Here is a 10,958-nt window from a genome sequence, read left to right on the forward strand (position 1 = left end):
AGTCGGACGGCTCTTACACCTACTTTGCCTCAGACATAGCCTACCACTGGGAGAAGTTTCAGAGGGGCTTTGAAAAGGTGATAGACCTGTGGGGAGCGGACCATCACGGGTACATACCGAGGGTGAAGGCGTCCCTCAGGATGCTGGGCATACCCGAGGACTGGTTTGAGGTCTATCTCGTGCAGATGGTCAGGCTCATAAAGGAAGGGAGGGAGGTGAAGATGTCCAAGAGATCAGGTGAGCTCGTCACCCTAAGGGAGCTCATGGACGAGGTGGGTCCCGACGCCATAAGGTTCGTATTCCTTACAAAGAGGAGCGATACACCCCTTGACTTTGATGTTGACAGGGTGAGGGAGAAGAGCTCAGAAAACCCTGTCTTTTACGTTCAGTACGCCCACGCGAGAATATCGGGCGTCTTCAGGGAATTCAAGGAGAGGTTTTCAAAGGACCCGGAGGAGCTCAAGCTGACAGACAAGCTGGAAGCGCTCAGGGAAGATGCCGAAATTAAGTTAATGAAGAAGGCGCTCATGATGAAGGACGAGCTTGTAGATGTAGCCCTGAGGAGAGACCCTCACCTCATAACCTACGCCCTCATGGACCTGTCCGCCACCTTCCACAACTACTACAACCACTACAGGATAATAGGGGTGGAGGAGGAGAAGATGCTCGGAAGGCTCGCACTCCTCATGGGTGTTAGAATCGCATTGCGTGTTGGTTTAAAATTAATAGGCGTGAGAGCGCCCGAAAAAATGTAAGGGGGAGAATGATGCAGAAACTTCAAAAGCACAGGCTTATCCTTCTCCTGGGCATACTCGTCGCCCTGATATTCTTCTACTTTGGCGTCAACACCTGGATGGAGTCCCAGCAGAGGAAGGTTTCACCTCCGCCAGTGGTGAGGACAAAGCCACCTGTCCAGATAAAGCCCTCGGCAAGACCCGTAAAACCCGTAGAGCCAAAACCAGCTCCAAAGGTTCCAAAACCCACGGTTAAACCCGCTCCAAAGCCCCAACCCGTAGCGAAGAAGCCTCCGGAGCCAAAGCCTGCTCCAGAACCTAAGAAGCCCGAACCCAAGAAGCAAGAGCCCAAGAAGGAAGCCAAGCCCGTTAAGGAGCAGACTCCCGAGAAGGTAACGAAGCCAGAGCCAAAGCCCCAAAAAGTTGCTGAGAAGCCAAAGCCCAAGGAGACAAAGGTCTCCAGCAAGCCCGTGGAGAAGAAACCTGCCAAGAAGACAACCCTGAGGGACTATGTGGTACAGGTTGGTGCCTTCAAGATGAAGGCTAACGCCGAGAAGATGCTGAAGCTTGCAAAGTCCAAGGGATACGAAGCCTTCCTTATAGAGGAGGACGGGCTATACAAGGTGAGGCTAAGGGTAAGGGCTGAGAAGCTTATTCAAGCCCTCAGAAAGGTGAGGGTTGACTTCAAGAACGCCTTCGCAGTCTTGAGATGAGGCTTGTCCTTCTCTGTCTCGTGGCGGGGCTCCTGCTGTCCTGCTCCGCTAAACAGGAAAAGGCTAAGGAGGAGGAGTGGAGGTATCTGTACGACCTTGGGATGTCAGCCTTCTATGCCAAAAACTACTCTGAGGCAATAGCGAGGCTCTACAGGGCTGCCAAGGTTGCCCCCCATGAACCCCAGATATGGAACGCCCTTGGCATAACTTACATGGAGGTTGAGGAGTACAAGAAGGCGGAGGAAGCTTTCAAGAAGGCTCTGGAAAACAACCCCGACCACCCAGAGTCAAAGATGAACCTCGGTATTCTTTACCTTCGCATGAAGAATTATCAGAAGGCTATAAAATTCCTGAAGGATTCCCTCTCCGATGAGACCTTTGACAAGAAGCACATAGCCTTTTATCATCTGGCAAAGGTTTACAAAGAGCTTGGGGACAAGAAGAGGTACTTAGAGTACCTGAAGAAGGCAACAGCCTACAACCCTCTCTTTTTGGAAGCTCAGCTTGAGCTCGGGAGCGCCTACCTTGATGAGAAACGCTACGAGGAGGCAGAGAAGCTCTACAAGTCCCTTCTGTCCAATAACTTCAAGAAACCGGAGATATACCTGAGCCTTGCCAAGGTTTACTACGAGATTGGAGAGTACGAAAAGGCGAAGGAAGCGATAAGGGCGGTCCTTGAAAACAAACAGGCAAACAACCTCCAGAGAAGTCAGGCTTACGAGTTGCTGAGCAAGGTTCTCGTAGAGGAACAGAGAAGGAGCATGATAAGGCGAAGCTTCAAGCCCGATAAAAGCCAAGAGGGGAAGTATGGGATACAGATAGCAGCTTTCTCAACGAGGGAGAGGGCTGAAAAGATGGTTGAGGAGCTCAAGAAAAAGGGTCTTAAGAAGCTGGAGGTAGTAGAGGTATCGGGCGTTTACAAGGTCGTCTACGGCAGGTTCTCAACAAGGGAGTCAGCCCAGAGGGAGCTGGAAAAGCTAAAAAGCCACCAGATTTACGGCTTCATCATTGAGGTTGAGTGAGACCTCGTCCTCCTCCTGTAGGCTTTTATCGTATTCATAAGTAGCCCCGTAACGGTCATAGGTCCTACACCACCCGGAACGGGTGTTATCGCGCTCACCTTCTCCTTCACAGACTCAAAATCAACATCACCGACTATTCTTCCATCAACCTTGGTTATGCCAACGTCAACAACGACAGCCCCCTCCTTGACCATGTCGGACTTTATAAGCCCCGGGACTCCCGTAGCTGACACGAGGATATCCGCCCCGAGGGTGTGCTTCTTGAGGTCCTTCGTGTGGATGTGACACACCGTAACGGTAGCGTCCCTCCAGAGCATAAGCAGGCTAAGGGGTCTTCCAACTATAAAGCCCGCACCAACTATAACTACGTCCTTCCCCTTCAGCTCTATGCCGTAATGGGAAAGAAGAATGTCTATTCCCAAGGGGGTACAGGGTATGAAGCCATCCTCCATCCTGGCGACGAGCTTTCCCATGTTCTCGGGGTGAAAGCCGTCAACGTCCTTCTCCGGACTTATGGCAAGTATGATCTCCCTTTGGTCTATCTGATCTGGCAAAGGTAGCTGGACGAGGATACCGTCAACCTCCTCCCGGGCATTCAGTTCCGCTATAACCTCAAGGAGTTCCTCGGTAAGCGTGCTCTTCTCAAGCTTGTAGAAGAAGGATTCTATACCCACCTTCTTGCAGGCATTTATCTTGTTCTTAACGTAAACCTCGCTTGCGGGGTCGTCACCCACAAGGACTACGGCGAGTCCCGGTCTTCTCCCTCCCGCACTTACTATAGACTCAACCTCAGCCTTAAGCTCCTCCCTTATCTTCTGGGAAAGGGTCTTTCCGTCAAGTATAAGGGGCTTCATCTTCTCTTCCACCGTGTGCCTGCGGGCGTGTCCTCAAGCTCTATCCCTATGTCCTTGAGCCTGTCCCTTATGAGGTCAGCTATCTTAAACTGCTTCTCCTGACGGGCTATCGTTCTCACCTCAATTAAAAGCTCAACGAGCTTTTCATCCAGAACCGTGCCAGCCTCCAGCTCCCTCTCTACGACCTTTCGCACCTCACACTCGGGGTAGAGGTCCTCCAGCAGACCGAAGAATTTCTTCATGAGGCTCAGCAGGGACTTTGCGGCGAACTCGTAGGCTCTGAGCTCCCTCTCCGATATCCTTCCCTCGGTGTAGGTTCTGTTCTTTATCTTTCCCAGCTCGCTGACGAGGGAGAAGATGTGGGAGAGGGCTTCGGGTGTGTTGAAGTCGTCGCTCAGAGAGGCGAGGAAGGACTCCTCCACCTCCTTTACCTTGTCGTAGAGCGGGTGGGTTCCTCCCTCCTCGGGGTAAGTCTCAAGCCCCTTGAGAACCTCGTAGTCCTCTATAGCTCCCCTCAGCCTCTCGTAAGCCCTCTGGGTCTCTTCCATCTTTTCCCAAGAGAAGTCAAGGGGGCTCCTGTAGTGGGTGAAAAGGACCAGAAGCCTGAGTATGTCCGGGTGGTACTTGGTGTATATCTCCCTGAGGGTTATGTAGTTTCCAAGAGACTTGGACATCTTCTGTCCGCCGACGGTGACGAGTCCATTGTGCATCCAGTACCTTGCGAAGGGTCTTCCCGTTATAGCCTCAGCCTGAGCTATCTCGTTCTCGTGATGGGGGAACACGAGGTCAAGACCTCCCCCGTGGATGTCTATCGTCTCACCGAGGTGTTTGAAAACCATAGCTACGCACTCGGTATGCCAGCCGGGTCTGCCCTTCCCCCAGGGCGAATCCCAGGAGGGTTCTCCAGCCTTCGCGGACTTCCACAGGGCGAAGTCAAGGGGGTCCCTCTTCTTCTCCGAGGGCTCAACCCTCGCCCCAGCCTCCATCTCCTCGGGGCTCCTCTTGGAGAGCTTCCCGTAATCCTTGAAAGACTTGACGGAAAAGTAAACGTCTCCTCCGGATTCGTAGGCGAAGCCTCTTTCTATCAGCTTTTGAATCACATCCACTATCTCCTGCATGTGCTCCGTGACGCGGGGCTCAACGTCTGCGGGCTTTACCCTTATAGCCTCCATGTCCCTATAGTAGCTCGCTATGTACCTGTTGGCTATGGTCATGAAGTCGGTGCACTCCTCCTTCGCCCTGTTTATTATCTTGTCGTCCACATCGGTGAAGTTTCTCACGAACTTTACGTCGTAGCCAAGGTGCTCTAAGAACCTCCTGAAGGTGTCAAAGACTATGAGGCTCCTGCCGTGACCGACGTGGGAGTCGTCGTAAACGGTAACACCGCAGGTGTATATGAGAACCCTCGGGGGATTTATGGGAACGAACTCCTCGTTCTTACCCGTCAGGGTATTGTGGATCTTCAAACTCATGGATTTATTATATGATAATTTACCAGAATGAGAAAAATGGTGAAGGAGGTTTTCCTGGGGGTTAGATTTCTCGTCTCTCTTTACTTCCTGCTTCTCTCCCTTAACCTTGAGCCTCCTTCCAGAAGTACACTGATAGTGATAACAGCTCTGTACTTCTCCTTTGGACTCCTTTCTTACCTGAAGTACGAAAAGGTTAGATTTATAAACAGGTTCGTTGATGTACTTTTCCTGCCTCCTATGGTCTTCCTCTCTCAGGACCCTAAGGCTTTAACCTCACTCATACCCCTGATAGTGGTTCACGCCAACAGAAGCACCCTCTCGGCAGGTATACTCCTCGGGTCTGGTGTGGTGCTCTCAGCCTACATGCTCAGGAGAGAACCCCTGTGGCTCTTTTCAACCCTGATAATCCTGACCGCCTCCTTCCTGTCCGCCATGATACCCGACTTCCTGAACGTGATAAAGAAGGAGAGGGATTCGGTGAACAAGCTCCGCTCCTCCTACAGGAAGCTACTCCAGGACTTCGCCAGATGGGAAAGAGACAGGAAAGAGCTTGAGGCTCTGAAGTTCCTCCTTGATGGCTCAACCCAGAGTCAGAGCGTTGAGGACTTCTTGAAGAGGGTCAAAGATAGGTTCAACGTCAGGAGGATACACCTTGTGCCCAAGAGGTCCGTTGATGACTACACTCCCCTGATGGACAGAGAGAAGGGGCTTTTATCGGTTCCTGTTAAGCTTGAAGAGGGGAACGCGGTCGTTATATTTGAGATGGAAAGCCCTTTCCAGCTGAACGATGAGGTCGTCGTGAGCTCCTTGGAGAGGGCTGGAAGGATGGTGAGCCTTTACGTAGCTGGCTTTGAGGGTGGATCTTCTCTGGGCAGGGCTATAAACATAGGTTGAAGGTTATGAAGGCGGTAAAGGAAGAGATAGGCTTTGATAGAGAGCTTGACCTTACGGGTCTATCCTGCCCGGTTCCCATAGTGATGACCTCTGAGACTGTGAAGAAGATGAAAGAGGGAGAGGTCCTAAAGGTCATAGCCACAGACCCGGGCTTTGAAAGGGACGTGTGGAGCTGGAGCAGGCAGACCAAGAACGAGCTCCTCAAGGTTGAGAAGGAGAACGGAAAGACGATAGCCTATATAAGGAAGACCTCAGAAGGGAAGGAGCCCACGATAGGTTACTGGATAAGATTCCACGCCCTCGGGGTGAAGCTCCACCTGAGGATGTTCCTCCTGAAGCTCAACCCCTTCGCAAAGAAGCCGGATCACTTCATAACCTTCGTGGCGATATCGGAGGGGACGAGGGCGGAGAGCTTCCTGAAGGGAAAGAAGGAGGCGATTCTTCTGCCCATACCCGACGAGATAGACCCCAGATGTGGTGTTGTCTTGGGGGTCAAGGGTGAGAAGGAGGCGAAGGAGATATACGAACTCCTGAGGAAGGAAGGCTTTGGCGTTGAGTCCATATACAGACTCAGGGGAGGGAAGTACGAGAGGGTGTACCCTTAGATTTCCTCAGGCTTTACCTTCACCTGCTCTCCCGTCCTCATGTCCTTCAGGGAGACCACACCCTCTTTAAGCTCATCCTCACCCACTATAACTACGTAATCCGCACCTATTTTGTTGGCAAACTCCATCTGCTTTTTCAGCCCTCCTCTTCTGTAGGAGAGCTCCGCTACCTTCCCCTTCTCCCTTATGCTCTGGGCAACCTTCAGCGCCTGGGGAAGGACATCTCCAAGGGGAATCACAAAGTAAAGCTCCTCTCCCTTACCGGGGTCCTCTATCAGCAGGGAGAGTCTCTCAATTCCGACCGCAAAACCCAAAGCCGGTGTAGGAGGACCACCGAGCTCCTCAACGAGGTAGTCGTACCTTCCTCCAGCTATGACCGCAGCGCCAAGGGAGTTAGAGACAGCCTCAAAGACAGTCCTCGTGTAGTAGTCAAGACCCCTGACAAGACCCGGATTTTCCCTGTAGGGAATTCCAAGCTCTCTCAGGTAAACCTTAAGCTCCTCGTAGTGTCTCCTGCAGTCCTCACAGAGGAAGTCAACCACCTTGGGAGCCTCCTTCACGGCAGCCTGGCAGGTCTCAACCTTGCAATCAAGAACCCTTAAGGGGTTTCTGTCCTTTCTATCAATGCACACATCGCAGAGCTCTCCCGCAACGCTGTGGAGGTACTGGGTTAGGGCTTCTCTGTAGGCTGGTCTGCAGACCTTGCAGCCGAGGGAGTTTATCTCAATGGTAGCCTCAACTTTCAGCTCATCAAGTATATCGCTGACGAGCTTTATAAGCTCAGCATCCGCGTACGGTTCCCCCACTCCGAAGACCTCTGCACCTATCTGGTGGAACTGCCTGTACCTACCCGCCTGAGGTCTCTCGTACCTGAACATAGGACCCTCGTAGAAGAGTTTGTGGTAGGGCTTGAGAGCGTATAGCTTGTGCTGGATGTAGGCTCTCACAACGCCGGCTGTTCCCTCGGGTCTGAGGGCTAAGAGCCTTCCCTTCCTGTCTTCAAAGACGAACATCTCCTTCTGGACTATATCGGTAGCCTCCCCTATGCTCCTCTCAAAGACCTTAGCGTACTCAACCACCGGGGTTATTATCTCCTCGTAGTTGTGCCTCTTGAGGAGCTCCCTTACTACAGAGGTTATCCTCCTGAACCTTCTCAGGTCTTTACCGAGTATGTCGTGGAAGCCTCTGGGAGCCTGAAGCTCTTCGGACATCAGAGTCCTTTCTCTGCTATGAAAAGTGCCAGGTCTCTCAACCTGCAGGAGTATCCCCACTCGTTGTCGTACCATGCGGCTACGTGAACCACGTCCTCTATTGAGTGGGTCAGGGGTGCATCGTATATGGAGGAGTGGGGGTTGCCGACTATATCTGAGGAAACTATCGGGTCCTCACAGTACTGGAGTATCTCCCTGAGATACCTCTTGCCGCTCGCCTCGTACCTGTGGGCTGCCTCCTTGAACCTCTCGTTTATCTCCTCAACACTCGCAGGCTTTCTATCAACTACGACGGTCAGGTCCACAAGGGAGCCGTCGGGAACGGGAACCCTCCTGGCTGTTCCGTCAAGCTTTCCCTTTAGCTCGGGAAGGACCTCCCCTATCGCCTTGGCTGCACCCGTTGTTGTCGGGACTATGTTCATCGCGGCAGCCCTCGCCCTTCGCAGATCCTTGTGGGGCAGGTCAAGGAGCCTCTGGTCGTTGGTGTAGGCGTGAACCGTTACCATGTATCCCCTCTTAACGCCGAAGGCGTCGTTTAAAACCTTAACTACCGGTGCGAGACAGTTGGTAGTGCAGGAGGCGTTGGATATTATGGTGTGCTCTCTTGGGTCGTAGCTCTCCTCGTTAACACCGAGAACCACGGTTATATCTGGACCTTTTGCGGGTGCGGTTATCACCACTTTCTTAGCTCCTCCCTTGAGGTGAAGGGCAGCCTTGTCTCTCTCCCTGAAGACGCCGGTCGCCTCCATAACTATGTCAACGCCCAGATCACCCCAGGGTATCTGGGAGGGGTCCTTCTGGGCGAAGACCTTTACCTCCTTACCGTCAACGTAAAGGCTGTCCCCCCTTGCCTCAACCTCTCCGGGGTATATGCCGTGGACGGAGTCGTACTTGAGGAGATGGGCAAGGTGGAGGCTGTCGGTCAGGTCGTTGACTGCGACTATCTCTATATCCTCCACGCCTCTGCAGGCTCTGAAGAAGCTCCTTCCTATCCTTCCAAAGCCGTTTATCCCTACCTTTATACTCATGATTACTTAATTATACTTAGTTTTTCTTTGCACTCCACTTAAGATACCGCTCTATGAACTCGTCTATGTCTCCGTCCATGACCGCGTCAACGTTGCCTGTCTCGTAGCCTGTCCTGAGGTCCTTTATGAGCCTGTAGGGGTGAAAGACGTAAGACCTTATCTGGTGTCCCCAACCTATATCCGTCTTTTCTCCCTCATACTGCTTCTTCTTTTCTAAGAGCTTCTGCTGTTCAAGCTGGTAGAGCTTAGCCTTTAAAAGCTGAAGGGCTTTACGCCTGTTCTGGAACTGGGACCTCTCCTGCTGACAGGAAACGACTATCCCCGTTGGTATGTGGGTTATACGCACGGCGGTGTCGGTCTTGTTGACGTACTGTCCACCCGCTCCCGAGGCTCTGAAGGTCTCCACCTTTAGGTCCTCATCCCTTATGTCTATGTTTATGTCCTCATCAATCTCGGGCGTGACGGATACAGCGGCGAAGGAGGTATGCCTCCTTGCGTTGGAGTCAAAGGGTGATATCCTGACGAGCCTGTGGACCCCCTGTTCTCCCTTCAGGTAGCCGTAGGCATAGGGACCCTTCACGAGAAGGGTTACGCTCTTTATACCCGCAACGTCATCAGGTGTTATGTCAACTACCTCAACATCGTACCCTTTCCTCTCCGCCCACCTGCGGTACATCCTCATGAGCATCTCAGCCCAGTCACAGGCTTCCGTACCCCCAGCTCCCGCCTGTATAGTTAGGTAGGCGTTCTTGGCGTCCATCTCGCCCGAGAGATAGGTCTTGAGCTCAAGCTCACCGAGCTTCTTTTCCAAAGACTGCATCTCGTCCTCAATTATCGCCCAGGTGTCTGTATCCTCTTCGGGGGCAACGCTTGAGAGCTCCTCCACGTCGCTGAGGGACCTTTCCAGCTCCTCAAGGGAATTTAAGGTCTCCTCAAGCCACTTTCTCCTCTGGATGACCTGCTTAGCCTTCTCCTGGTCGTCCCAGAAGCCCTGCTCTGACATAGTCTGGTCTATTTGGGTAAGCTCTTCCCTCAACTTCTCGGGGTCTATGACCCTCTTTATATCCTCAAACCTTTCCTTCAGCTCTTCAATCTTCCCTTTGATTTCTACCATGTTTATTAATTTAATTCTGCATGGGTTTCAGTCCACAACCCTATATCCCCACTCCTCAATCGCCCTCTTTATATCCTCAAGGGGAACGTCCTTATCCATCTCAACGCGAACTAGCCCTGTGTCCAGATAGACATCTACCTTTGATATGCCCTCAAGGGAGGAGACTGCGTTCTTGACCGTCCTGACGCAGTGCTCACAGGTCATACCCTGAACCTTAAGCTCAACCTCCTTCATCTTACGCCTCCCCGAGGTCTTCTCTCTCTATCTCTATGTCCTCGGTTAGCATAGGTTCAAATCCGTAGGAGGGCATGTAGGTCCCCGATTCCCTCTCTATCTCCTCAGCACATTTGGCGCAGTACCTTGTCCAGGGAATAACGCAGAGCCTCTCGTAGGATATCTCCTCGCCGCAGTTCTCACACACGCCGTAGGAGCCGTTCTCTATCTTCTTGAGGGCGTAGTCTATCTCCTTGAGGTTGGTTATTTCTATCTGGGAGAGGTTATCAAGGAGCTCCTCGGTATAGGTCATCTGACCTATGTCCTCCCAGTCCCTCGGCTCCTTTGACTCCTCCTCAAGCCTCTCCTGAGTCTCCTCCTTTGCGAGGTACCTCTCAAGTATCTTCGCCTTCTCCTCAAGGAGTCTCTTCCTGCATTCCTCAAGCTGAGCTTTTTCCATAGCCTCCTCCTTGTATATGTGCTGAAGGTATAATATTATAGTGAACCGTTAAGGTTTGTCATGTTTAAAAAGATATTAATATACCTATCAATTTCTGTCGGTATTCTGGGTGCGCTCCTGCTTGTCTTCCTGACAGCTGTATACCTGACGCTTCCAGACGTCAGACTGCTTGAGGGCTGGACTCCTCCTCAGTCTTCTGTCGTTTACGATTACAGGGACAGGCACTACGGAGACATAGGTGTCCAGAAGAGATACTACGTGAAGATAGACCAGATCCCTCAGAGGGTAATAAACGCATTCATAGCGGCTGAGGATAGGAACTTCTTCGCACACTTCGGGATTGATATAGGAGCCCTGTTCAGGGCTATGATAGCGAATCTAAGGGCGGGGAGGATAGTTCAGGGAGGAAGCACCATAACCCAGCAGCTGGCTAAGAACCTCTTTTTGACGAGGGAGAGGACCTTGAAGAGGAAGATAAAGGAAGCCCTCTTGGCGATAAAGATAGAGAGGACCTTTGACAAAAGGAAGATACTTGAGCTTTACCTCAACCAGATATACCTTGGAAACGGTGCTTACGGAGTTGAGGCTGCAGCGAGGGTGTACTTTGGCAAGAGCGTAAAGGATCTCACCCTTGAAGA

General features: G+C 52.0%; 13 protein-coding genes. 6 read left to right on the plus strand and 7 right to left on the minus strand.

Going from position 1 to position 10,958, the window contains the following annotated elements; genetic code table 11:
• The 3 genes from AC1HCM_RS01570 to AC1HCM_RS01580 form a co-directional block, all read left to right on the plus strand.
• A partial coding sequence (locus AC1HCM_RS01570) for a DALR anticodon-binding domain-containing protein (protein WP_479460022.1) occupies positions 1-755 on the plus strand: 755 nt, incomplete at its 5' end.
• A gap of 11 nt (positions 756-766) precedes the next feature.
• Positions 767-1,447: an SPOR domain-containing protein gene (locus AC1HCM_RS01575; RefSeq protein WP_479460023.1), complete on the plus strand. Its 681-nt coding sequence runs from the start codon at positions 767-769 to the stop codon at positions 1,445-1,447.
• Positions 1,444-2,469, plus strand: coding sequence for an SPOR domain-containing protein (locus AC1HCM_RS01580; protein WP_479460024.1), 1,026 nt, complete (start codon positions 1,444-1,446; stop codon positions 2,467-2,469). The genes AC1HCM_RS01575 and AC1HCM_RS01580 overlap by 4 nt, the downstream gene beginning before the upstream one ends.
• Here AC1HCM_RS01580 and folD read toward each other — a convergent pair.
• Both folD and cysS read right to left on the minus strand, forming a co-directional pair.
• A complete protein-coding gene (folD, locus tag AC1HCM_RS01585; protein ID WP_479460034.1) occupies positions 2,442-3,323 on the minus strand; it encodes a bifunctional methylenetetrahydrofolate dehydrogenase/methenyltetrahydrofolate cyclohydrolase FolD in 882 nt (293 codons plus the stop codon). The genes AC1HCM_RS01580 and folD overlap by 28 nt on opposite strands.
• A complete protein-coding gene (cysS, locus tag AC1HCM_RS01590) occupies positions 3,320-4,795 on the minus strand; it encodes a cysteine--tRNA ligase (protein WP_479460025.1) in 1,476 nt (491 codons plus the stop codon). Before cysS ends, folD begins: the two co-directional genes overlap by 4 nt.
• Before the next feature lie 36 nt (positions 4,796-4,831).
• Between cysS and AC1HCM_RS01595 the strand changes: the two genes are divergently transcribed.
• Both AC1HCM_RS01595 and AC1HCM_RS01600 read left to right on the plus strand, forming a co-directional pair.
• Positions 4,832-5,689 (plus strand): hypothetical protein, encoded by an 858-nt coding sequence (locus AC1HCM_RS01595; protein ID WP_479460026.1) that lies wholly within the window; start codon positions 4,832-4,834, stop codon positions 5,687-5,689.
• Positions 5,690-5,694: 5 nt separating this feature from the next.
• Positions 5,695-6,294, plus strand: coding sequence for a sulfurtransferase TusA family protein (locus AC1HCM_RS01600; RefSeq protein WP_479460027.1), 600 nt, complete (start codon positions 5,695-5,697; stop codon positions 6,292-6,294).
• Here the strand turns inward: AC1HCM_RS01600 and hisS are convergent.
• The 5 genes from hisS to AC1HCM_RS01625 are packed head-to-tail and all read right to left on the minus strand — an operon-like array spanning position 6,291 to position 10,320.
• Positions 6,291-7,505, minus strand: coding sequence for a histidine--tRNA ligase (hisS, locus tag AC1HCM_RS01605; protein WP_479460028.1), 1,215 nt, complete (start codon positions 7,503-7,505; stop codon positions 6,291-6,293). The two genes, AC1HCM_RS01600 and hisS, sit on opposite strands and share 4 nt — an antisense overlap.
• The gene (gene gap / locus AC1HCM_RS01610; RefSeq protein ID WP_479460029.1) at positions 7,505-8,533 is read right to left on the minus strand and encodes a type I glyceraldehyde-3-phosphate dehydrogenase; all 1,029 of its coding nucleotides are present in this window, start codon (positions 8,531-8,533) and stop codon (positions 7,505-7,507) included. Before gap ends, hisS begins: the two co-directional genes overlap by 1 nt.
• A 16-nt stretch (positions 8,534-8,549) precedes the next feature.
• Positions 8,550-9,647, minus strand: coding sequence for a peptide chain release factor 2 (prfB, locus tag AC1HCM_RS01615; RefSeq protein WP_479460030.1), 1,098 nt, complete (start codon positions 9,645-9,647; stop codon positions 8,550-8,552).
• A 27-nt stretch (positions 9,648-9,674) separates the two neighbouring features.
• Complete coding sequence (locus AC1HCM_RS01620; RefSeq protein WP_479460031.1) at positions 9,675-9,881, minus strand: heavy-metal-associated domain-containing protein; 207 nt, start codon at positions 9,879-9,881, stop codon at positions 9,675-9,677.
• A gap of 1 nt (position 9,882) precedes the next feature.
• Positions 9,883-10,320, minus strand: a complete 438-nt coding sequence (locus tag AC1HCM_RS01625) for a TraR/DksA family transcriptional regulator (protein WP_479460032.1) — start codon at positions 10,318-10,320, stop codon at positions 9,883-9,885.
• 60 nt (positions 10,321-10,380) lie between these two features.
• Here AC1HCM_RS01625 and AC1HCM_RS01630 point away from each other — a divergent pair.
• On the plus strand, positions 10,381-10,958 hold a 578-nt coding region (locus AC1HCM_RS01630), incomplete at its 3' end, for a transglycosylase domain-containing protein (protein WP_479460033.1).

Source organism: Hydrogenivirga sp. (assembly GCF_056450045.1).